We start from the raw sequence: 21,977 nt of genomic DNA, 5'->3' as shown, positions 1-21,977 counted from the left end.
TTCATCAAGGCAGGCCATTCTCCACTGGAGGCCACCATGCAGGTGGCCAAGCAATGGATCGAGCGCAGCGACCCCGAACAAGCCAAGCGCATGCAGGAACAAGCAGCGCAACTGGCCGGTGTGGAAGACAAGAAGCTGCGCCAGGCTCAACTGGAGGCCTTCCAGAAGTCACTGAATACCGGCGACGTTTTCCGAGACATGCAGGTCAATATGGCGCTCACCGCCTATATGCAAAACAGCGATGAATACCGCCAGCGCAAAAAGGACGGAGCCAAGGCCAGCGGGCAGATCGACAAGGACCTGGCCGACCGCCGTGACACCTCCGAACGCAAATGGGCCGAAGTCGCCAGCGACTTCAACCTGGCCATGATCCGCATTGGCGATGCCATTCGTCCGGTCACCGACATGGCCGCCGAACTGGCCAGCATCAGCCTCAAACTGGGTGGCGACGTGATCAAGGACAACCCCAGCCTGGCGCTGGCCGGTGGAGCCGTGGCAAGTGGAGTCGGGCTAATCGCTGCCAAGCGCGTTCTCGGTGGTACCGCGCAGTGGCTGGGCGGCAAGGTCTTGGGTGGCCTGGCAGGCCGATTGCCTGGCGGCAAACAAGCGCTACCCGGCCAGCCCGGGGCCAGCGGTAGCACAGGCGCTGGCAGCGCCAGCATTTTTGACAGTGCCATCGGCGCGCAGCGGGTATTTGTCACCAACTGGCCGGGAGGCGGGCTATCCATCGGCGATACCGCCCCGGGCCGTAACAAGGCCGCGGTCAAAGTGGGTGGCGTGGTCCGGCAGGTCATCGGCAACACCGCCACCGCAGGCCGTGCTGCACTGATTGCCCCGTCCATGGGCACACTGGCCGGAGCCTCGGCCGGAACCATCGCCGCCGCCGGTGGCATGGTGGCTGCCTCCGGTGCCGCAGGCTATGCGGTGGGTAGCGTGCTCAATGCCGGAATCAGCAAGGGCCTCAGCGCCGCCACCGGCAGCCAGACCACGCTAGGCAGCTGGCTGTACGACTTCTTCAACAAGGAAGCTGCGGCCAAGGCGCTAGGCCCGATGGAAGACAAGCTGCCCGCCAAAGCCACCCCGGTGGACAAAGCAAGCAGCAAAACAGTGGCCACCCAGCCACCCCAGCAGTTCACCTTCGCCCCGAAAATCGAGGTCAAGGTACTGGGCGATGCCAAGAACCCGGCCGATATCGCCAACCAGCTGGCCCCGCACCTGAAAAAGCTGTTCGAAGAATGGAGCCGCCAGCAGAACAGGCCCGGCAGCCGCTTGTATGACCCGGTGGGGTAAACGGGGCAACTTACTGCCTGCCTTTACATGAAAATGCAAAAGGCATTTAATGCTGTCTGATACCCATCATTTGTAATTCATGAGGCCCAGCCAAGACCCATGCAAAACCTGATTGAACTGATCAAGGGAATTCGGGCTTTGCCTGAACCTATCCCGCAAGAGCCCAACTTTTTTTCTATCGGCGGGAGGGGTTATCTGGAGAACCCGACTTCCGATCTGCTGGCCATCTTCATGGGTGGGCTGTATGGCAATACTCCCACCTGGCTGGCCAAGGCGCTGGTGCATTGCCTGATCGACCGAAGTGAGCTGAGTACAAGCGATCTCGAAAAATATGGATGGGATGACCTGATTGTTGAGCGGGAAGTCGCCATCAATGATGCCGAAACCGATACTTATAAACGGCTGGATCTGTTGGTTAGCTGTTCCGCCTTTGTCCTGGGTATTGAGTTCAAGGTGTACGCCAGTGCGGCCAATAATCCGTTTGACGTTTACGACCAGCTCTTGCAAAACCGGGCCGATGGCCGCCCCATCCTGAAGTGTGTCTTGCGGCCAAACAGTTACGCCGCAGATATCAAGTCGGCCAGCTGGCCGGTAGTCAGTTACGACGACTTGCTGGCAAAAGCCAAGCAGTTCTATGGCAGTGACGTTGCCTTTGCCCCGGTCAGTAAATGGCAATTCTTTTATACCGAACTTCTGCAACACCTGCATCAGCTGGCACACCCGGAAAGCGATACTCTAATGGATGACAAGTCTTTTGAATTTGTGTTGCAGAATTTTTCTGATCTGCGCAAGGGACGCAGTTTGCTGGATGATTTTGAAAATCAGTTACTCCATCTTGGAGTAACAGTGGTAAGCAAAGCCCTGTCTGAGCTGAATGTCGAGTCCGGTGTTAAAACAGCAGCACATACCTGGCCTGATGCACGTGCGTTGCGTTTTCGTCCCGAATGTTGGGGTCAGGATTCAGATGTAGTTCTCTGCTATGAAGAGACCGAAGACGAAGACACCTCCGTTGGGTTCTACATCCGCGCTTATATCAGACGTGGAACTGAGCAGGTGGATTTTGAAACCATTTCAAAACAGTTATGCCATGTGACACATGAAAAGCTCGATCTGTGGGAAGAGGACGGTGTTCCGGAGTCAGAGCATTGCTGGTACGAACAAGGTGACAAATACCTTTGCTTCGGCGCACTGGCAAAAGACCGCTCTCTCGATGGCACCCTGCAGGCCCTGGCTTCCCTTACCAAGTGGCTGCAGCTAAACGCATATACCGCACCAGCCACTGCCTGATCTGCCATCCACATCGCCCAAACAGCCGCCCCGTGCGGCTGTTTTCATTTCCGGAGTTCTCGCATGTCCCTGCCAACCTTGCTGGGCAGCGCCACCCGTCAGGGGCTGGATGCTGCGGCACTGGCACGCCTGCCCGGCGTAGAGCGCCATACCAGCACCATCGTCAAACAGGTGGAAAGCGCCAGTACCACCGTGACGGCCGTCGCCACGCTGCTGTCCGCGGCCAGTCCCTTGCCAGCGGATGGGGCAGGGCTGGTCAATCGCCACCTCGGCCTGCTGCGCATGGCCGCCCAGGACATGCTGCTGGCTCCTTTGACGGCCGTTCAGCAGGCCGGTCAGCAACTGGCCGGGCAGGTGGGCCAGCTGCAACGGGCCTTGGGTGCTGTGATGCCGCCATTCCCGCTGCCGGGCGGTGTGCTGCCGTTTGGCTGGCAAGCGGCCGACAGCGACAGCAAGGTGCTGGCTGCCGGTGGGCACGGCTTTTTGCTGGAGCTGTCGCCGGAACAGGGCCAGCCTTTCCGTTTCGAGCTGGGCAAGGCGGCTTACGACAGCCTCAGTCGCGATACCGGCTTCAATATCGCCGACCAGGAACGCCTGTCCCGGCTGCCCGCCCAGCAGGCAGTGGCCAAGGGCAAGGACAGCCTGACGCTGAAGGGGGCCATCTTTGTCGGCCATCACGGCAGCGGCCATCTGGAGAGGCTGCGCGAACTGGGCCATGCCCTGCAACCCTTGTTGCTGACCACCGGCTTTGGCGAGTTCCTCGGCCGCTGGTATCTGTCCCGGGTGCAGGAGGAGCAAAGTCACCTGTTTGCCGATGGCGCTGCTCGCAAGCAAACCTTCACCCTGGAGCTCAGCCGCTATGGCGAAGACGATCAGAACATCTGATGGCGACCTGCTGGACGTGTTGTGCCAGCAGCACTATGGCCACCTGACCGGCACGGTGGAACGGGTGCTGGCCGCCAACCCGGGGCTGGCCAGTCTGGCACAGCCTTATCCCTCCGGTGTGTGGATTCATCTGCCGGACCTGCCCGCGGCCAGCCAGGCCGTGGTCACGCTGTGGGAGTAAGCCATGCAGCCGATATTTCGTGTGCTGTTGCTGGCGGGCAGCGGCGGGGCAAAGCAGGCGACCGACCTCACCCCCTTGCTGGCCGACCGCCTGCTCACCCTGCGCATTACCGACAAGGCCGGGCTGGATAGCGACGAGCTGGATATCAGCCTGGATGACCGGGACGGCGCGGTCCGCCTGCCTGATACCGGTGCCGTGCTGGAAGTCAGTCTGGGCTATGCCGAAACCGGGCTCACCCGTATCGGCCAGTACCGTATTGATGAAGTCGGCTCCAGTGGCATGCCGCAAACCGTCACCCTGCGTGGCCGACCGGCCAATATGCTGGGGGCCATTCGTCAGGCACGTCGTCATGCCTGGAGCAACTGCCCGCTGGAGCAGATCGTGCGGGACATCGCCCAGCGCAACAAACTCAAACCGGTGTGCAAGGTAAAAGCTACTGTGGTGCGGGCGGATCAGATGAACGAATCCGACCTGCACTTTCTCACCCGGCTGGCCCGCCAGTACGACGCCACCGCCACCATCAAGGGCGGCCAGGTGCTGGTGCTGCCGCGCGGTGGCCAGCGCAACAGCCGCAGTGGCAAGCCGCTGCCCACCCTGGTGTTACAGCGCCGCGATATCAGCCACTGGCAATTCCTGCGCAGCGACCGTGAAGCCGCGGGCGGGGCCGCCGTCCGCAGCCACGACCAGCGCAGCGGCAAAACCCAGTTGGTGATGGTGCCCGACAAAAACAATCCGGATGCCCCGCCACGCTATATCCGCCATCCGGTGGCCAGCAAGGGCGGCGCATCCGCGGCTGCCAAAGCCACGGCCAACCGTGCCCGCCGCGCTGAGTTCACTCTTAACCTCAGCCTGCCCGGCAGGGCCGACATCGTGGCCGAGCGCACGCTGCGCGCCCAGGGCATCAAGGAAGGCGTGGATGGGCTGTGGACCGTGGACAGCGTGGTGCACAACCTTAGCCGCAGCGGTTGGGATACCGCGCTGACCCTGGTCATCAACAAAAAGACGCCACACAAGGCCGGGCGCAAGGTGAAAAAGACCAAGCAGCCCGGGGTGGTGCTCACCCCCACACCGTTGTGAACCCATCCGCCGCGTGCGGATTTTTTTATTGGAGCCCGCCATGAGGCCTTTATATCGCGGCAGCCAATGGCAGCGCCGGGTGTGGTGCGAAGCCGGTGCGCTGCGCAGCCAGCCGGTTGCCAGCCTGCAAGCCGACTGCACCACCCTGCAGCTCACCGTGCCCGGTCATGGTTTGCCAGCCTGCTGGCGCATTGCCTTGCACGGCTGCCGCCAGTTGCTGCCCGGCATGATGGCGCGCTGCCATCCGCCTGCCGCACATGAGTACCACCTGGCCGCCGCCCAGGACGCCGACACCTTGCGGCTGAACAATCCGCATGGCCGCAGCATGCCTGCCTATGCCGGTGGTGCGGCCATTCTGTACCGGCCCCCGCTGGACTTGCGTGGCGTCCAGGCCAGCCTGCTGCTGCGCAATCTGCAAACCGGTTTTCACTGGCAAGGGCTGCTGCCGGACAGCACAGCACCGGGTGCGCTGGAACTGACGATTGAGCAGGGGCACAGCCAGCACTGGCCGCTCGGCCCCCTGCGCGCCCTGTTGCAATTGCACTGGCCAAGCGGGCAGCAACGCCTGCTGCCACTCCATGACGTGATGGTGGAGGAAGGACCATGAACAGCAATACATCGGCAGAACAACAACACCTGGTACTGGTGGAAGGCATCCCCGGCCCACCGGGCCCGCAAGGACCAGCGGGTGCAACCGGCCCGGTCGGGCCGCGTGGCCTGCAGGGAGAGACGGGTGACACCGGTCCACAAGGCCCGCGCGGCGAACAAGGCCCGCCGGGGCTGATGGGGCCTGTCGGGCCGCAAGGCCAACAGGGTGAACCCGGTCCCAAAGGCGACACCGGCCCGCAAGGCGAGCGTGGGCCGCAGGGCGAGCAGGGCATGCCGGGGCCACGTGGCGCACCGGGCGAGCGCGGCTTGCAAGGGGAGGTCGGTCCGGCCGGTCCCGTCGGCCCACCCGGCCCGCTCAACCTGCTGCCCGGTGGCTTTGCCAAGCAGGACTACACCACCCACTGCTGGCGCAAGACCGGCCCGCACCGCATCAGCCTGCTGGCCGGAACCGCAGTGATGGTGGGCAGCACGCTGGTGGAGTTCAAGCAGGACACGCCAGTACAGATGCCTGCCGAGCTGACACCCGGCAGCGACCTGGCCTTCTATGCCTGTGCCGACGGCAGTGTACGTGCCTCCACCCGCTTTGACGGCCTGCCGGAACTGCCCGCCGGGCAGTGGCGCTTGATTGGTGGCGGGCATATCAGCCTGACTGCGGCTGACAGCACCATCCGTTCCGGTGGATTCAATGGTTTCTTATGGTCGCAAGCCGATGTGGATGCCATCGCGGGACTCAACCAGTGGAGCCTGTGGGACTTGTTCTACCGCCCGGTGAGCGACCCGCGCGGCATGGTGTGCGTCGGTGGGGTCTTCTGGGCCGACATCTATCTGTGCGCGCAGGACTACCCGCAAGGCAGCAGCCGCGCCCAGGTCGTTGTGGCCAGTGGCGAACACAAACCACCACGCCCAGCCATGCAAAGCTGGGTCGTCGCGGATGATCGGCCTTACTCCACCGGCTGGTACGAGGCCCAGGCCATCGCCCTCAGCCTGCGCAAACGGCTGCCTACCATGCACGAGTTCGCCGCGGCCACCTTTGGCGTGCACGAACAGCAATCTCCCCCCAATTTTTACGCCAGCCAGAGCAGGCGCGCGAGCGGCTACACCTCGCGCTGGGGGCTGGAGCAAGCTACCGGCCACCTGTGGGTATGGGGGCAAGAACTGCTGACCGACCCGCGCGCCGGTCAGTGGGACTGGCGTTGGTGGCCCCCGGCCAACCCGCACAACAACAACCGCGGCTGGATCTACGCCCAGGCCAACTTTGAGGCCAGCCTGCGTGCGGTGGTACTGGGCGGCAGCTGGAACACCGGGCAGTACAGCGGCTCCTGCTGTCTCAGCCTGATTGCCAGCCCCTTCTGGGTGGGCGACGACACCGGCATCCGCCTGTTCAGCGACCACCGCCAACACTTCTGAACCCGGCTATCCGGCCGGGAGCAAGGAAATCAACATGACCGAACCAAACGGAGGCCTGGCGCTGGTGGCGCTGGCCGGTGTCGGCACCGTGGCCGGTATCGATGCCGGGGTGCTGTTTGGCGCCTTCGCCGGTGCCGCCGTCTTCGTGCTGTCCGAACGCTGCAGCGAAGACCCGCGCTGGGTGCGCTGGCTCTACCTCATCATCTCCGTCATCTGCGGAGTGCTGCTGGCAGGCTTTGTCGCCAGCCTGGTGGACCGTATCCTGCCGGACGGGGTGGAAGTCCCCGCTGCGCTGGGCGGTATGCTGGCGGCGGCACTGGCGGTGAAACTGCTACGCGCCGCCATCACCCGCACCGAACTGGAACACCTGCTGGGAAAGGGCAAGTCATGACCCCACACATCAGCCTGCTGGCGCTGGCCCACGCCGCCGTCTGCGCCATCTTGTGCTTCAGCCTGATCAACTACCAGCGCGACGGCGCCCGCTACCGCCGCTGGGCGTCCATCCTGTCCTACGTGATGATCGTCGCCTCCGGTGGCGTGGTCATCCGCGTGTTCACCGGCAGCTATGTGGACATCGACCTGGCGGAATTCGTCCTCAACGCCGCACTGTGCGCCGGGGTGGTGGCCATGCGCGGCAATGTCAGTCGGCTGCTCAAGCCCTTTGGTGTCCAGTCCAAGGACAAGGAGGAACATCCCTCCTGACATGGCAGTTCATCTTGTCGCAGCTGATGTGCGCGATCAATCTGCAGCTTTACGCTGCGACCAAGCTCAAGAGCGCCATACAACAGCAGCAGGGCTAGCACTGTTAGCAGTAGCAAGGGACGTAAAAGATGCATGGTCGGCTCCTCGGAAAGAGAGTACGGCCATGCTATGGGGTGCCACTGTCAGTCGCTACCGGCTGATTGGACTATCCCTAAAGCGCTATACCAGGCTCACATCCAGTCTCCGACCCAACGCATCCAGGGCCTTGGCAATGGTGTCGATCTTGGTGGCGTGGGCCAGATCCACAATGCGCTGTACTTCCTGCTTGCTGGTGGCCATGCGCCGGGCCAACTCGCTATTACTCACCTGTTGTGCCACCAGCTCATTCAGCAGCAATACCTTGGCCGATACGCTGGGCGGCAGGTCAATCAACACCTCGCCTGGCTGGGCTGGCGAGGGCAGCGGCACGCAGCGGTGGTCCTCAAAATAGAAGTCCATCGCCGTCAGCAAGGCGTCGGCCGCCATGCCTTCGGCCTCCGCCTGCGTGTCACCCTGTGTAATCACCTCCGGGATGTCACGAAACGTCACCACAAAACCGCCTTCCGGGGCAGCTTCGAACTTGGCTGGGTAGCGCATGGGTCACTCCTTTGGGTGCGGTGAAAGCCAGCCCTGTCGGGCCGGCCATGTGCATCACTTCAGTTTGAGTTTCTTCTTCACCCCGTCCACCAGTGGCTGCTTCAGTTCTGCAGCCGGGTGGCGGGGGAGGATGGTCTGTTCACCGTTATGGTAGAGCTTCAGATGTTTACTGCCATTTCTGATTTCCACCCCTTGGGCGAGCAGCCAGCGCACAAACTCGCTCTGCTTCACCGCACCTCCTTTATCCGTTGAACATGACTCAATGGTAAGCATTAATGCTTACCAAGTCCACGGATAAAGTCAGCATTTTTGCTAACCTTTAGGCCAGCTTCGCGCTGGCCTTTGTCATTTCTGGAGGCCTCATGCAACTCACCCCGCACTTCACCCTGCGCGAACTCACCTACAGCGCCACCGCCGCTCGACAAGGGCTGGCCAACCTGCCGACACCGGCCGAGATCGAGCACATCCGCCACACCGCCCAGCGCATGGAGCAAATCCGCAGCCTGTTGGGCGACGTGCCCATCACCGTGCTGTCCTGCTACCGCAGCGAGCAGGTCAACAAGGCCGTCGGCGGCTCGCCCACCAGCGCCCACCGCCACGGCTTGGCTTGCGACTTTGTCGCGCCCCGGTTCGGCAAGCCGCTGGCTATCTGCCAGGCCATCGAAGCCGCCCGCGCTGCAGGCCACATCGCCTTCGACCAGCTCATCTGCGAATTCCCGCACAGCGGCGGCTGGGTACACATCGGCTTCCGCCTGCCACCCGCCCACAGCCGCAGCCAACTGCTCACCGCCATCAAACGCGATGGTCACACCGTCTACCTGCCGGGCCTGCAAGCATGAAGCCGCTACCCCTCACCGCCCTGGGCGTGGCGCTACTGGCCGCCAGCTGGTGGCATGGCTGGCACAGCAAGGGCGACCAGCTCGCCAGCCAAGCCAACACCCAGCAGCTGCAACAAGCCCGGCAGGCTCTGGCCGACTACGTCACCCAAACCCAACGCCTGGCCAGCATCGCTGACCGGGTACAACAGCAAACCACCCGACTGGCCAGCACCAGCGCCCGCCAGCAACAGGACTACCGCCGCCATGCCCAAACCACGCCACTGCCTGCTGATTGCCATCTCGATGCTGGCCGCCTGCAACAGCTTCAAACCGCCATCGCCACCATCAACCACACCATCACCACCGCCCAGCCTCACCCGCCCGCTGCCGGCCATTGACCTGCCCGACAGACCCAGCTGGGACGACCTCGCCCAGCGCTACCTGCAACTGGCAGCGCTGTACGGGCAATGTGTGGTGGAAAGGGCGGGGCTGGTGCAGGCAGCGCGGCGGGAATGAAAATGGCGCTGCTTGTGCAGCGCCTTGGGGCACTATGAAAATAAGGGGGCAGTTAATGCTCAGACTTTGAATGGTTGCTTGGCAGAAGGGGTGGTTGTGTTCTCTTTGATGTTGTTGCCAAAATCTGCTTGCTTTTTCTTGTGGGCCAGGACCTTATCAACAGTTTTGTTGTAGAGGTTGTTGGAGAAGGAAATGCCAAGATCTTTGCACAGTGCCTCTACTGCGTCCTGACCATTCTGTCCTGCATCTTCAGCATCCAGCCAGGCATTGCAAAGAATACTTGCAATCTCATCTTCACTTGCATTGTTCTTCAGTGCATCAATAAGTTGTTGTTTATACGTTTTCATGTCCGTCACCTTTAAGTTAATGATTTATCGAAAATGCTTAATAACAATGCATATGATTTATAATCATAATATGCCATGCATATTAAAAGTGCACGTGAAAAATTCATATCAGTGATGAGTCACTCCAAAACATGTAACCGGGCGGGTCTCCCAGTAATTGGAGGCAAGCCCATCACCCCGCCGTCACCACCCCTGCCAGTTGCGCGCCGTGGCGTTGCATCAGGCTGAGGATGTCCGGCATCGCCAGCCCGAAGGCGGTGGCCGACGGAAAGCACAGCGTTGCATGACATTGCGCGGTGCTGGGCGTGGGCAGGCTGGCGGGCGTATCCGGCTCCGGCTCCGGCTGGCGAGGCTGCTCGGCCAAAGCAGGCAGAGCAGGCAGGGCGGGGCTGTCGCTGTCGGTCAGCAGCTCCGCCCCACCCGCCAGAAAGCGTTGCAGCCGCTGCCGTGCGGGTTCCGCTGTCGATGGTGGCAGCATCTGCAAATGCGCCTCCACCCCGGTCAGGCTCCAGATCGTCAGCCGCCGCCCGCCGCGCCGGGTGAACACCCCGTTATTGATATTGTCCAGGGTGAAGTTGCGCAGCGGCTCGCCACTCAGGTTGAAGTAATGCACCCCCACCTTGAACCGCCCCGGCCGCAGGATACGGTTACTGCGCACCGTGTGGCGGCTCACCTGTAACAAGGCCTGCAATTGCTGATTGGTCAGCACCGGCACACCATTGAAGCGTGGGCAGCCCGGCGGGATGGCATCGCCAGCAGGCAAGGCCGCCTGACTGGCCAGCTGCAACATGCGCTGCTCGCAAGCGATAAAGTACAGCCGCGCCTGCTTGCCCTTGTCGTTGCGCTCCACCATCGCCAGTTCCTTGGCCATGGCCAGCGAAATCATGAAATCCTTGCTGGGCCTGCCGCCGAGGGGGTTATTGCCTGTTTCGACAAAAACCTCAAAGTCACGTTTTTCGACGAAACCATACTTCTCAATCCTTTCCTTGATCCAATGGGCGAACATCTTTCCCACGCCAAGAAATACATGCAGCTCCCGCGCATTCACTGCTGGAACCGTCGCCTCACCGATCTGGAAATCCACTACCGGAATCAGGGCCTGCATGGTCACACCCCCTTCATCGGAATTGCGTCGGCTGGCGCGCTGGGCCAACTGCACCCCACATCCTCCGCCTGTAAGTTGATGCTGTTCTGGATGTCGTCGGCGCGGCCCTGAATGGCGCGCAGCACCGTCGCCAGAATGTCCTGGCGCAAGGGGTCGTTGGCATGGCCGATATACACCTCGGCGCAACGGGCAATGGCGGCAATCTGGCCGAAGCCTTCCTGCGACAGGCAATCGATCAGCTCGACGGCGTGGCGCAGGTCACGAATGGCGGGGTGGTCGGGGGAGATGGGAGAGATTACGGGTTGAGCAGCCATGATGGCCTCCTGGTTGATTCGTTCAGTATTGCCCCCTGTTCAGAGGGGCGGACGGGTACTTGAACACCGCAACCAGACGGCCCACAGATTTTCCCGGTTTCCCGAGTGTTGTATGGCTGTACGCTACCCGACCATGAGCTTTGTATTGTTACCAAAAACGGACCAATACGGAACTGATGGACGTAAAAAAGCCGCTTTACTGTCGGGGCGGTAGCCGCTGGCTGGGGTGTGTTCAGCACCTGCGGCAAACTCTAGCGACGACGATGCAAGATGAATACTGACCGAAGGGGTGGGGCTGCAATTGAAAAGAAAATGGCACTGCGAATGCAGTGCCATGGCGATGATCGGAAACGAACCTAGTGGACTTTGGATTTAAGGGAGGCCGAAGTCAGAAGGGCACAAGTACAAATCATGAAAGTGACTAATGCTTGGCTTTTATTGGCATCCAGGCTGAAACGACCGTTAGGCTTGAGTGCGAAATGAATCAGTACTTTAGCTAGCATGGTTTGAAACTACTTGGTATTGCACTTTGGTATTTAGTCTAGACGCCAACTCTGTCAAGTTTTTGATAGATCAGTTCACATATTTTTTGAAGAACGGTCATCGTCGGGTCGAGTAGAGTTCTCTGCTCCTCGGAGAAGTTCTTTTGCCCATGCATCATGTTACAGCGGACACTATAGATGAAATCCAGAATGGCTCTGGCTCTTTCTGCATAACCGGCTGCATTCATGAGATCTAGAAGATTATCATCTTCACCATGTTGCCGCTCTCCACTGACAGGGTGGAGTTTCACGAAAAATTGATGAACTTGAAGAATGCGCTTTAGTTCGTTAATTGCCTCGCAGCAGTCTTGATCTTGTTCAAGAGACTCAATCAAGCTTCTCGCGCCAAGAAATAGTGCCACATATTCTTTTGCTGCCGTAGCATCAGGAAAAGATGTTCTGTTATCTAGACGGATGCCGCTGCCTGGACTATTGCATAAGCGTTTAGTTGCTTCGCAATACAGTCTGTTGTAGATGACGAACTGAGTTAAAAATCGATCAAAGCAGGCACGAGCGGTTGGTTCCGTATAGCTCGCAACCTTTGCCGTCCAATTTTCGTAAAACTCGATGAATTCTGGTGGTAGTGGCATAAACATTAAATTTTAATTTTAGGTTAATCGGCTAGAGCAGTTCTTCGCGTAGGTCCAGTCGTGTGTCGTGTTAAGTTTCAATTTACCAGCGTGGATTTTGCCAGCCAGTGGTAAGTTCGTTAAATTTTTGGTCTCTAATTTGCTGCCCACTTGCGTAGAAGAAATTTTGATCACCAGATGCGGACTTCATCGTAATAACGGATTGCTCCACCGTAGCCCTTTTTGTAAAAATTTGGTTGTAGAAAGCTAAATAAGCGACAGTTAGGTCAGACTGTAGTACTGGACCAGTATTACCAATTAAATAGCTAAAGACACTGTCGTATGCGTGAGCCATGCTGGATGCAGCAATCCCGTTGCATGATGCCATGCAGACGAACGGATCGTAGCCTTTAATTTGATTGTGGGATATCAAAAGTTGCCTTAATTCCTGCCAATAAATAAATGAGCCATCTGTAAGGCCAATTCCCTCATTGGCCCCATGCATACAGAGATGAATAAGAGGAACTGCGTCTGTCGCCAGCGCAAACGGTTGCATTTGATTCACACAATTTTGTAGTTTTTGCCCCATTGCAGCACTAAGAGCTTCTCGGTTGACAGCGAGTGTGTAGAAATGTGGAACGCCAATCGATTTTAATGCATCACGTAGTGCCATGCCGATGGTGTAACCTTCGAATAGGTCTTGGGGAGATGGCGAATCAATGATAAAAACGAATGGACTTGGCTGGCGCGCAGGTGAAGTAAATGTCGGAGTGTTAAGCATTTTGGTATAAGTGTCTAATGTATGAGATTAAGAATGGCCCGTTATGGTGGTTGCCTGAGACGAATTGTTATAAATTACGCTTGTCTAAGGTGGTTCCTACGGCGTAAAAATTGTCACTCTTTCAGGCATATACCATTTTTGGGCATCAGTGGAAGAAATTCCGCGAGCGCAACTTGATGGCGGTCTCTTTTGATGGAAGGGTTTGGTCCCACATGCTCTATAGTTACTTAAAAATGCCCTTTAACATTTTTTCAATCTCTTGGTTTGCGTAGTCAGCGATTGATGCATTCCCTTCCTCAATTGCGACTGCAACCACAGAGTCATAGTCATTATTCTCGCCGCACTCTTGGCACTTGAGCATGTCTCCGGATTGAACTTCTTTCTTCGAGTCGCCCTTAAGATCGCAACCACAGAACAGGCATTTCAGAGAGATGTGAAGATTTTTATCTTCCATTATTTGATTCCCCAGAATTTTGAAGCAAGCGTTGTAAGTGCAATAAGAAAGCCAAGAAAAACAAATAACCCTTTATGATCGTCAATGTAATCAGAAATCTTCTTTGCTAAATTTCTTGATGCTCTTATTTCTTCTGCTTTAGCTCGCGAACGTGCGGCGCCGACTCCTTTTGATGTAATGCCAAGACATTTATATTTCTCACCAAGCGCACGATGAACCACCCACTCATTCGCTATGCATTTATCTGCCGCCTTCTGCAAATCTGTAATGGAATATTTTGTACCATGTTTCGAGTTGATCTCGTCAGCCAAATTTTGATCGACTTCAAAGGTGACTTCCTTTGCAGTGGCTCCATTGGCCTCCATGAAATCGATAATATTGGAAAGAATCTTGAATTCTGGCACGGAGTTCTCCTGGGGCTACATAATGAATATGTGGCGCCGCGGGTCTGCATTAGCATGATTAATAAAGCGTCGAATATTAACTCGGACACCTACGTCATGACTCTATATTTCCATTGCAGGTTTCGTATAACTACTACTCTCGTGAGAAATGTATGATTTCACAAACGTGCTTAACAACAAAGTGTAGTAGTAGTCTTCGAGACGCAAAGAAAGCAACCACTTCACATGTTTTTCCTTGCCGCTGGTCACCATTCTGGCGTCATCATGTAATTACATATTATGCCAATTGACTTTGCTGTGCACGCAGAAATCCCTTCCGCCAACGTGGAATGCCCATGAGAACAGCGACCGGGCGGGTGCGTCCAACACCCACCCGGACAGCTGACCCGCAGATCATCCCTGCAAGCCAGCCCAAGGCTGCTACCTTCAGCTGAAAGTGTGGCCAGTCTAGCGGCTTCCTTTACCAGGAACACCTTGCAGATGTCTTATCCCGAGATCCGTTGCGGCCAATGTGGCCGTAAACTGGCCGAAGGGTGGTACTCCACCCTTGTCATCAAGTGCCCGCGCTGCCGGGCCATCAACCACCTGAAGGCCGCGAGCCTCCCATCCGAGCGTCAGCGAACGCCCACGGAGGATCGTGCATGACCCCAAGCCCCATCATTCCCTGGCTGGGCGGCAAGCGCCGTCTGGCAGACAGGCTGTTGCCGCTGTTCCCGCCGCATGAGTGTTATGTTGAGTTGTTTTGCGGTGGCGCTGCGCTGTATTTCTTGCGCCAGGTACCAGCCAAAACCGAGGTGCTGAACGATGTGAATGGCGAGCTGGTGAATCTGTACCGCGTGGTGCAGCACCATCTGGAGGAGTTTGTCCGCCAGTTCAAATGGGCCATCAGCAGCCGCGAGGTGTTCAAGTGGCAGCAGCTCACCCGGCCGGAAACCCTCACCGACATCCAGCGCGCCGCGCGCTTTTACTACCTGCAGCAGCATGCCTTCGGTGGCAAGGTGCAGGGCCAGACCTATGGCACCGCGACCACCGCGCCGATGATCAACCTGTGCCGCATCGAGGAGAACCTCAGCGCCGCCCACCTGCGCCTGGCCGGCACCAATATCGAGAACCTACCCTGGGACGAATGCCTGCAACGCTACGACCGCAGCCACAGTTTCTTCTATGCCGATCCGCCGTACTGGCAAACCGAAGGCTACGGCGTCCCCTTCGGCCTGGAGCAATACCAACGCCTGGCCAGCCTGATGCAAAGCTGCAAAGGCAAAGTGATGGTGAGCATCAACGACCACCCCGACATCCGCGCTGCCTTTGACGGCTTCTGGATGGAGGGGCTGGATATCAAGTACAGCACCGGTAACAACAAGGGCAAACCGGAAACCAGCCGCGAGCTGGTGATTACCAACTGGCAGCCGGATGAAGGGGGAGGGTTGTTTTAGGGGCGATTCAGGTAAAGTATTGCCAAGGAATGCAACGTCTTTGCCCGCTTACTGGGTCATTGCAAGGTCAGCAAAGAAATGGCCAGCATCAACGCATGCAAGGCCCAGTCTGCAAGAATGCAACTACCCTATTTGGATAGTCCGGCCAAGCTGTCAAGCGAAGTGATTGCCATCATCTTGATGTTTGAACACCCCTTCATTAACCTGGACAAAGTAGACGACAATTTCCTGTTTTAGACCCTTAACCCCGACTCTCAGCTTACGCTGCAGGGGGTGTTTTCACTCAGATAGCAGAGCTTGCCGGGCAGAATGAGCGTAGGTCGCACAGGTTGAATTCACGGGTGTGACCCTTGCGCTCAAGTTGGATGGTTGTGTGGTCCACCGTGCCCTTAATAACCTGGAGGCTTCGCAGCATGATTTCCACTTCATCGCCCCGGGAGAACTTCGATCCACCCTTGGTCTTTTTGACATCCACTTTCAGTATGGCATTCATGGGCACCGTCAGTAGCTCATCCTCCATCTTCACTTTGATGGACTCGGTAGTAATCAGGCCTTCGTATACATGGCCACTGATCCCTTCGATAACATCCCACATCGGCAACTGAAACAGGTCGTTCAGCATCCAGTTGGGGGTAGGGCGGCGCTTAGTGTCCTTGAGCAAAGCAAGCAGTTCACTGAACTTGATAAACCGGCCGTCTGCGGCGATATCCTCATCAAACTCGGCATCGTCGGGGAAAACGACGCGTGGATTGATCTTCAATTTTTCCCAACGCGGGTTGCCGGCGACAAGGTGAGCCCTAGCATTGAAAACAAACCCTCCGATGCCCTTGGCCGGGTTGCGGTGCACCTTTTCGTGGGAAATGTCGTACTGGTCAACCTTGGTCTGTATCACATACCGGTCAGCCAGCTCGCCGGTCGGGACCATCACCTTCTTCTCGGTTTCAAAGAAGAACAGGAAGGATGACTTCTCTACTTTCTCCTCCATGAGTGGCGGGTAAGAGATCCAGCCCTTCCACGCACGGAAGTCCACCATGTAGACGTTCGACTCATGAACAAGAATCAGCTCGCAGGTGTGCTGGTGTCCATTCTCCAGTTGGATGACACGATCGAGGAAGATCACCGCCGAAGATTGGGTCAGCGCATCGAGCAGCTTCTCACGCTGCTCCATATGGAAGATAGTCGCCCGGTTGTGGCCGGTATCCGTATCGTCAGCGAACAGGCGGCGAATACGATCAACCAGACCGGTTTCTTCTGAAGCAGCAACAAGCATTGGAGCGGCAATGCCGCCTACCACCGCACCAATTGGCCCACCCAAGAAAAAGCCAATCTCAGCACCGGCATATGCAACACCGCCATTGATCACAGAGCCTGCGGATGCCTTCTTGAATTCATCGAAAGTAGACTTCCCTCTGGCCAGATCGATGGCATGCTTGGCCACCTCAATGCCTGTGATCGCAATTGCTGCCGGTGCATTACCGCCAAGAACACGCTTAGCAATGCCGTTCGTTGCCCGCTCAGCCAACACTCGTCCAGCCGCGCCAGCTGCGCCAGCTGCTGCACCTTTGATACCACCATCAACGGCACCGTAGGCCGCAGCTTCTGCGAAATCCCCAAGCGCTTCACCGCCAGTGCGCTTTCCGTCCTTGTAGTCCTTCACGGCCCGGTAACCGCCCATCGCCGCTGCAACACCTGCACCTGCAATCGCTCCAGCCTTGGCTCCTACTTTCGCGCCATCCAATGCCCTGGCCCCAATGTCCCCTGTAAGGTCGGAGCCTTTGACCGCACCATTCTTGGCCTTGTCAGCCATGCGGTGGGTCTCCTTGCGCGTCATCGGCTTACTGGAGCCGTCCTGGTTGGACACCCGGTCAGTCGCGTGCTCATGAACCTCGCGGTATTCCTTCTCAACAATGCGCCGGTTCGGGTTGGTCTTGCCCTGTTCCTTGGCGACATTGCGTGCGGCGTGTTGCTTCACCCCTTTGAGCTGATCTTTCGGGACCAGACGCTTCTGGGAGCCATACCCTCGTTGATCCCTTGAAGTCTTCTCTGCTGTCTTACATACCTTCGACTGGTATTCGGTCTTGATGCCGGTCCTGCCGTCAGTCAATACGATATCGGGGCTGCCCTTATCTGTGCTGCCTAACATCACGGCTTTCGAATTCCCGCCCTTGAATGCAGCATCAATATTGAAAGATTCGGCGTGGGCCGCTTCATGAACAAATCCACCGCGTTGAGGGGTTCCCTGGCCTTGGTGTTGGATGCCAACCCGATTAATGTGGGATGCGCCTTCATGGATAACCTTGCCGACATGGGCGTTGTAATTGCCCGAGCCGGCGACAAAGGCTCCATCCATGCCGCTCGACGTGGTGTGCTCTCCCTCGCCGGCCATTCGTTTACGCATCCGGTAGAGGTTGGTATCGCCAGATGGCACGGCGTTGTTCTGCGGGGGGAATACTTCGAATATCTCAAGTGACAGTTTCTTGTCTGCCTGGATTTTGATGACCCGAACAACGACATCAGCACCCTTAACCAGATGCACCTTGTTCAGGGAACGAGAAAAAGTACTTTTGTGAGCCAGTCCGGAGAAATTGCCGAAGCGGACAAACACCCCGTAGTCCTGCACATTTGAGATTCGTCCACGGAAAATTGAACCAACAGCAGGGGTTGTGTCGGGGGTGGGGTGAAATGATCTTTGCTGGCTTGGGTGCATTTTCGTATTGCATATGGCATAGAATACGCGAACTATACCACGCTCATACGGACCAAATCAGTCCTATGGCCGGCTGACTTCCTCGGCAAATCAACACAGAGAAACCAATGCTTGCAGATATCCACGCAGAAAAGCGCTCCTACACTGACATGCTCGTTGAGGCATTCACCACATCAAAAGAGGTGTTCGCCTTTCCTTCACCGCCGGCAATTGACCCGACCTGGAAAATATCCGATCAGGATATCGCTAAACTGGACTACTTCATCAACCATGATTGGGCCCTGAAAATGGGAGCGCAGATGGACCCATACTGGGGTGATCAATGTCAGTTCCTGGCAGGCCATATCGTCAGCTACTTGAACATGATCCATAACATCCCTGCAGAGATCATCATCGGTGAAGTGTCGATCAATGGAACCCTGGAATACGACGCCAACTTTGAGGAACTGAAGCAAGAGTACTTCTCAGAAACGCGTATGCGTGGAAACCAGAATCTGCATGCCTGGGTGAGTATCGGGGGGGATGTAATCATTGACGCAGCTATCGGCCACCGCCTGGCCAAGAACTACAACGTCCCGTTAAAAAAACTACCGAGAGTAATGGTCCGGCGCGCATCGGGCTTTATCAAGTCTGGACTCAATTTCTCGGCTAAGCACCTGCCAATGATCTATGGCTCTGACTTCCTTGAGAAGACCACGCTCAATGGTCCTTCTACTGTGAAATTCCTCTATGAGATGGCACGGTCTAGCTGAACTGACAAAAAGCAAAAATGCCCCTCTGGCCATGAGCAAACGGGGCATTGATAAAATCAACATCAGGCGTTTATGACTGTAGGCAACTCATAAGGATTGCTGGTGTTGATCAGCATCGGTGCCAGCCACTTGAGCGCCGAGCGTGTCTGAAATTCTGTGTAAACCGGTCGTTACGACCTCGCATGCTGACAGGCAGCTCTGGCCGAACAACGGCGGTTCAGCGGGAACATCCAAGATGACGGCTTTGGGTCGTAAGCTGCCGCTGAGGCAGCTCTTGGCAGCTTTCAGTCAGTTATGGCCATTGCCCAGATTGCAGTCAAGGCCTCAAGTTCGGCCGAAACAGTCATTCATGACAATGTGATAGCATAGCTGCTATCGGCTAGGAGCAGACGTTGTTGAAATAAACCGAGCCGCCATTCCCATGACGGCTCCACTAGGAAACCAGTCACAAAGCCAATGTGAGCAATTCGGCAAAAGCCATCATCTATTCACGACAAATCGAACGGCAGATTTGTATTGCAAAAAGACACCAGAAGTTGTCTATGGCAGTCGATGCGACTCAACGTGACCTGCTTGTTATGGATAGTGGCGTTTCTTTGTCATTTCTGTGACCATTCTTCGCATGGACAACATAACATCAATCCTCTCAAATTATGAGTGGCAAGAAAAATCGCGAGCACTCGGGGGAATATATGCCCTGGCTGGCTTCGACTACCAGTTGCGGCTCTATCTGGCGGATTTGGTTGAGTCCCTTGCCGGACAAGGACGTGACCTTGATAAGGCTGGCGGAGTATTTCTGGAGGCGCTCTCAGATCTGGCCAAGACCAAGGATGGTTCTTTGGTGTGCATCCAGGTCAAGCGTACTTTGACGCGTGAAACACTCAAGAACGCCGCTGCCGAAGTTGTGGCAATCGACAGTTTCTTGACAAATCACTATCCAGGCTCGCGTGGTGAGGTGAAATTCGAGCTTGTCGCCTCAACAGGTGATGCTACGTTGCAGTGGTCTGATATTCCGAGCACACACCCGACATATCCGACGATTCAAGCGCTTATCCAGCGAGGGCGACTTCTGTCGCCCCGCATTGAGCCTGACCCGTGGTGGCGTGCGATTGTCGCTGCATGGAAGCAACTGAAAGATCCCTACGGTTTCCTGCGCTTTGCGCTGGAGCGTGCCTTGAGTCGCGCACCAACGGCAGCGGATGCGCAACGCATTCGTGACGATATCTGCGAGCGCTTCGCCCAAGCCCGGCATACTCCTGATCTACCGGGCCAGCTTCTGATCCCTGCTGACTTTCAGCTTGCATCCCATCCCAGCGCCTCGCTGGAGATCGGGCGTGAGATCACGCTGGCGCGACTGCGTGACCAGCAGTACATGCCGCGCCCTCATCGACTGGACGCCCTATACCCCAAGCTAATCGAACGCAAGGATCTCAGCCAACGTGATCTTCGAAGCGAAGCGCGCGTTTTCTGGTTAAGCGGTCGTTCTGGCGTCGGTAAGAGCGTGCTGTTGCTTCAGGCTGTTGAGCGGTTGGTGGACGATGGCTGGCGTGTACTCTGGCTGAAGGGGCAAGCCGAATTGCTGGAGCCGGCACTTAAGGTGATCGCCGATGCGCCGGCCGAATGGCGGCCGGACTTCATTGCCATTGATGATCTTTACGACCGCGATGCCCGTAGCCGGCTCGATCTCGGTCGTTTGGGCGAGTTCATTGACGAGCGAGGACATCAGGCATGGCCGATGATCCTGACTTGCGGACCAGCAGAGTTCGCCGAATCTTTCCGGGAAGCCGCCACCTACCGTGGTTTTGATCTGCATCTCGAAACGATCGAAACCATTGCCGCCGACGAAGCGGAAGAAATCGAAGCCTGGTATCGCCAGCGAACTGGGAAAGGTTCACAACGCGGCCCGGCTTTCTCCCAGGCCTCACAAGAAGACAATGGCCTGTTCGTTTCGCTGGCTGTCGAACTGGCGCACGGCAATCTGGAAGCTTTTGCGCAGCGTTTTGGCAACCGGGTTCGCCTCATCAATGGTCTAGACGAAGTGCTGCGCCTGCCCCTGGCTCTGAACCGACTCTATCTGCGCTCGCCCTATCATTGGCTGACGGATAAAGACCGCGAAAAGCTGGCCACGCTCAACAGCGAAGGGGATTTCAGCCTGCTGGAGGCCGGCGCGGAAGGGCAAATCGTTCGTCTAACCCACCCCCATCTGGCGGATGCCCTGTACCGAGCCTTGCGCAAACCTGCCAATGCCGAAGCGTTCACCAATGATCTGGTGGCAGTGTTCCGGCGCGCGCTGGACGAGCGCGAAACGGGCTTGGTGTCACAGTTGTTGCGAGTGTTTTCTGCATTCGACGAAGAGCTGGCGAGCGAACGACTGCGAATTGTGGACCGCACTCGACTTGCACGAGAGTGCGCCAGGATCTGGGTCAGCGAGCACGCGCGCCTAGCGCTTGATGCCGATGGTTTGGCGGATGCCGCCACCAGTTGGGCTTGCTGGTCCACGACCATGCCCTGCATTGCCGAAGTGCTGGGAAATAATTTGCTGCGCAAGGCGCTGGCTTGCTTGAGTGCGGCTGATAAGGCCTGGTCGGGTTGCTGGAGCCGTCTCGCCGACCGCTACCCAAAGCATGGCGATCTGTTTGTCTGGGCTGCCGAGCATCTCGCTAACCCGAAGAAGATATCTCACCCAAATTGGTCTTTGGATTGGGAATACTGCTTGCAGCATGATCCCTGTCGCCACTCTGCATGGCACGATATGGGGCTAGGTTGGCTGCAAGACCACTTTCGCCGGCCTGACTGGCATTTCGTCTGGAAGAGGCTTCTAGCGGATCAGGACACGCCAGACTGGAAAAACGATCCTGTCCTGATTCTCGGCTTGCGTCGTTTGCATGCAGAAAGCGATGGCCCCGATTGGGCTTTTGTTTTCGAAGATCTTTATGCCTTGGTGGCTCCTCGCAGCCATCAGGCAGGCGAGTTGGCGATCCTGGCCCGTGCCTGGCTGGCCGGGCGCGAAGACCGGGCCGAGTGGAGCCACGTCTGGCGAGCCTTGCTGGCGCAGCGCGAGGCCCTGCCCGAAGGGCTGACGTTCGGCGATCTCTTGCGCCTTGGCGCGCAATGGCTGGCCGGGCGCGAAGACCGGGCCGAGTGGGCGCATGTCTGGC

Annotated in this window: 25 protein-coding genes; 15 read left to right on the top strand and 10 right to left on the bottom strand. The window is 57.5% G+C overall.

Annotated elements, in window-relative coordinates; all coding sequences use genetic code 11:
- The 9 genes from JHD62_RS17140 to JHD62_RS17100 all read left to right on the top strand — a co-directional run.
- The coding region (locus tag JHD62_RS17140; RefSeq protein WP_199103915.1) for a hypothetical protein at positions 1–1,290 on the top strand (1,290 nt) is incomplete at its 5' end.
- A 99-nt stretch (positions 1,291–1,389) separates the two neighbouring features.
- Positions 1,390–2,577, top strand: a complete 1,188-nt coding sequence (locus JHD62_RS17135; RefSeq protein WP_199103914.1) for a PD-(D/E)XK nuclease family protein — start codon at positions 1,390–1,392, stop codon at positions 2,575–2,577.
- A gap of 63 nt (positions 2,578–2,640) precedes the next feature.
- Positions 2,641–3,462 carry a phage tail protein gene (locus JHD62_RS17130; RefSeq protein ID WP_199103913.1) on the top strand — a complete coding sequence of 274 codons (822 nt, stop codon included), beginning with the start codon at positions 2,641–2,643 and terminating at the stop codon, positions 3,460–3,462.
- Positions 3,437–3,643, top strand: a complete 207-nt coding sequence (locus JHD62_RS17125) for a tail protein X (protein ID WP_199103912.1) — start codon at positions 3,437–3,439, stop codon at positions 3,641–3,643. The genes JHD62_RS17130 and JHD62_RS17125 overlap by 26 nt, the downstream gene beginning before the upstream one ends.
- 3 nt (positions 3,644–3,646) lie before the next feature.
- Positions 3,647–4,720, top strand: a complete 1,074-nt coding sequence (locus tag JHD62_RS17120; RefSeq protein ID WP_199103911.1) for a phage late control D family protein — start codon at positions 3,647–3,649, stop codon at positions 4,718–4,720.
- Positions 4,721–4,760: 40 nt separating this feature from the next.
- Complete coding sequence (locus JHD62_RS17115) at positions 4,761–5,327, top strand: hypothetical protein (RefSeq protein WP_199103910.1); 567 nt, start codon at positions 4,761–4,763, stop codon at positions 5,325–5,327.
- Positions 5,324–6,736, top strand: a complete 1,413-nt coding sequence (locus JHD62_RS17110; RefSeq protein WP_199103909.1) for a hypothetical protein — start codon at positions 5,324–5,326, stop codon at positions 6,734–6,736. Before JHD62_RS17115 ends, JHD62_RS17110 begins: the two co-directional genes overlap by 4 nt.
- 34 nt (positions 6,737–6,770) lie before the next feature.
- Positions 6,771–7,127: a putative holin gene (locus tag JHD62_RS17105; RefSeq protein ID WP_199103908.1), complete on the top strand. Its 357-nt coding sequence runs from the start codon at positions 6,771–6,773 to the stop codon at positions 7,125–7,127.
- A complete protein-coding gene (locus tag JHD62_RS17100; protein ID WP_199103907.1) occupies positions 7,124–7,438 on the top strand; it encodes a phage holin family protein in 315 nt (104 codons plus the stop codon). Before JHD62_RS17105 ends, JHD62_RS17100 begins: the two co-directional genes overlap by 4 nt.
- A gap of 219 nt (positions 7,439–7,657) precedes the next feature.
- Here the strand turns inward: JHD62_RS17100 and JHD62_RS17095 are convergent, their stop codons facing one another.
- Together JHD62_RS17095 and JHD62_RS17090 are read right to left on the bottom strand one after the other, a co-directional pair.
- Positions 7,658–8,074 carry a type II toxin-antitoxin system HicB family antitoxin gene (locus JHD62_RS17095; RefSeq protein ID WP_199103906.1) on the bottom strand — a complete coding sequence of 139 codons (417 nt, stop codon included), beginning with the start codon at positions 8,072–8,074 and terminating at the stop codon, positions 7,658–7,660.
- A 54-nt stretch (positions 8,075–8,128) separates the two neighbouring features.
- The gene (locus JHD62_RS17090; protein WP_233161044.1) at positions 8,129–8,347 is read right to left on the bottom strand and encodes an mRNA interferase; all 219 of its coding nucleotides are present in this window, start codon (positions 8,345–8,347) and stop codon (positions 8,129–8,131) included.
- A gap of 89 nt (positions 8,348–8,436) precedes the next feature.
- On the opposite strand from JHD62_RS17090, the gene JHD62_RS17085 reads away from it, so the two are divergent.
- Together JHD62_RS17085 and JHD62_RS17080 are read left to right on the top strand one after the other, a co-directional pair.
- Positions 8,437–8,913 (top strand): D-Ala-D-Ala carboxypeptidase family metallohydrolase, encoded by a 477-nt coding sequence (locus JHD62_RS17085; RefSeq protein WP_199103905.1) that lies wholly within the window; start codon positions 8,437–8,439, stop codon positions 8,911–8,913.
- A complete protein-coding gene (locus JHD62_RS17080; protein ID WP_199103904.1) occupies positions 8,910–9,290 on the top strand; it encodes a hypothetical protein in 381 nt (126 codons plus the stop codon). The genes JHD62_RS17085 and JHD62_RS17080 overlap by 4 nt, the downstream gene beginning before the upstream one ends.
- A gap of 177 nt (positions 9,291–9,467) precedes the next feature.
- Here the strand turns inward: JHD62_RS17080 and JHD62_RS17075 are convergent, their stop codons facing one another.
- The 7 genes from JHD62_RS17075 to JHD62_RS17045 all read right to left on the bottom strand — a co-directional run bounded on the left by JHD62_RS17075 (position 9,468) and on the right by JHD62_RS17045 (position 13,924).
- Entirely contained in the window at positions 9,468–9,755 is a 288-nt protein-coding gene (locus JHD62_RS17075; RefSeq protein WP_199103903.1) for a hypothetical protein, read from the bottom strand.
- Positions 9,756–9,927: 172 nt separating this feature from the next.
- Positions 9,928–10,860 (bottom strand): antA/AntB antirepressor family protein, encoded by a 933-nt coding sequence (locus JHD62_RS17070; protein ID WP_199103902.1) that lies wholly within the window; start codon positions 10,858–10,860, stop codon positions 9,928–9,930.
- A 2-nt stretch (positions 10,861–10,862) separates the two neighbouring features.
- Positions 10,863–11,174 carry a hypothetical protein gene (locus JHD62_RS17065; protein WP_199103901.1) on the bottom strand — a complete coding sequence of 104 codons (312 nt, stop codon included), beginning with the start codon at positions 11,172–11,174 and terminating at the stop codon, positions 10,863–10,865.
- Between the two features lie 541 nt (positions 11,175–11,715).
- Entirely contained in the window at positions 11,716–12,312 is a 597-nt protein-coding gene (locus tag JHD62_RS17060) for a hypothetical protein (protein ID WP_199103900.1), read from the bottom strand.
- A 76-nt stretch (positions 12,313–12,388) separates the two neighbouring features.
- The gene (locus JHD62_RS17055; RefSeq protein WP_199103899.1) at positions 12,389–13,066 is read right to left on the bottom strand and encodes a hypothetical protein; all 678 of its coding nucleotides are present in this window, start codon (positions 13,064–13,066) and stop codon (positions 12,389–12,391) included.
- A 223-nt stretch (positions 13,067–13,289) separates the two neighbouring features.
- Entirely contained in the window at positions 13,290–13,520 is a 231-nt protein-coding gene (locus JHD62_RS17050) for a hypothetical protein (RefSeq protein WP_199103898.1), read from the bottom strand.
- A complete protein-coding gene (locus tag JHD62_RS17045) occupies positions 13,520–13,924 on the bottom strand; it encodes a hypothetical protein (RefSeq protein WP_199103897.1) in 405 nt (134 codons plus the stop codon). The genes JHD62_RS17050 and JHD62_RS17045 overlap by 1 nt, the downstream gene beginning before the upstream one ends.
- Before the next feature lie 480 nt (positions 13,925–14,404).
- Between JHD62_RS17045 and JHD62_RS17040 the strand changes: the two genes are divergently transcribed.
- Positions 14,405–14,569, top strand: a complete 165-nt coding sequence (locus JHD62_RS17040; protein ID WP_199103896.1) for a Com family DNA-binding transcriptional regulator — start codon at positions 14,405–14,407, stop codon at positions 14,567–14,569.
- Positions 14,566–15,360, top strand: coding sequence for a DNA adenine methylase (locus JHD62_RS17035; RefSeq protein WP_199103895.1), 795 nt, complete (start codon positions 14,566–14,568; stop codon positions 15,358–15,360). The genes JHD62_RS17040 and JHD62_RS17035 overlap by 4 nt, the downstream gene beginning before the upstream one ends.
- A gap of 283 nt (positions 15,361–15,643) precedes the next feature.
- Here the strand turns inward: JHD62_RS17035 and JHD62_RS17030 are convergent, their stop codons facing one another.
- Positions 15,644–18,067, bottom strand: coding sequence for a S1 RNA-binding domain-containing protein (locus JHD62_RS17030; protein ID WP_233161043.1), 2,424 nt, complete (start codon positions 18,065–18,067; stop codon positions 15,644–15,646).
- A 107-nt stretch (positions 18,068–18,174) separates the two neighbouring features.
- Here JHD62_RS17030 and JHD62_RS17025 point away from each other — a divergent pair, with 107 nt between their 5' ends.
- Together JHD62_RS17025 and JHD62_RS17020 are read left to right on the top strand one after the other, a co-directional pair.
- Positions 18,175–18,819 carry a hypothetical protein gene (locus JHD62_RS17025; protein WP_199103893.1) on the top strand — a complete coding sequence of 215 codons (645 nt, stop codon included), beginning with the start codon at positions 18,175–18,177 and terminating at the stop codon, positions 18,817–18,819.
- Positions 18,820–19,441: 622 nt separating this feature from the next.
- On the top strand, positions 19,442–21,977 hold a 2,536-nt coding region (locus JHD62_RS17020; RefSeq protein ID WP_199103892.1), incomplete at its 3' end, for a hypothetical protein.

The sequence above is a fragment of the Aquitalea sp. ASV11 genome (assembly GCF_016429185.1).
Taxonomy (GTDB): domain Bacteria; phylum Pseudomonadota; class Gammaproteobacteria; order Burkholderiales; family Chromobacteriaceae; genus Aquitalea; species Aquitalea pelogenes.
Note: the sequence above shows the minus strand (reverse complement) of the source record. Positions and strands in the feature narration are given on the sequence as shown.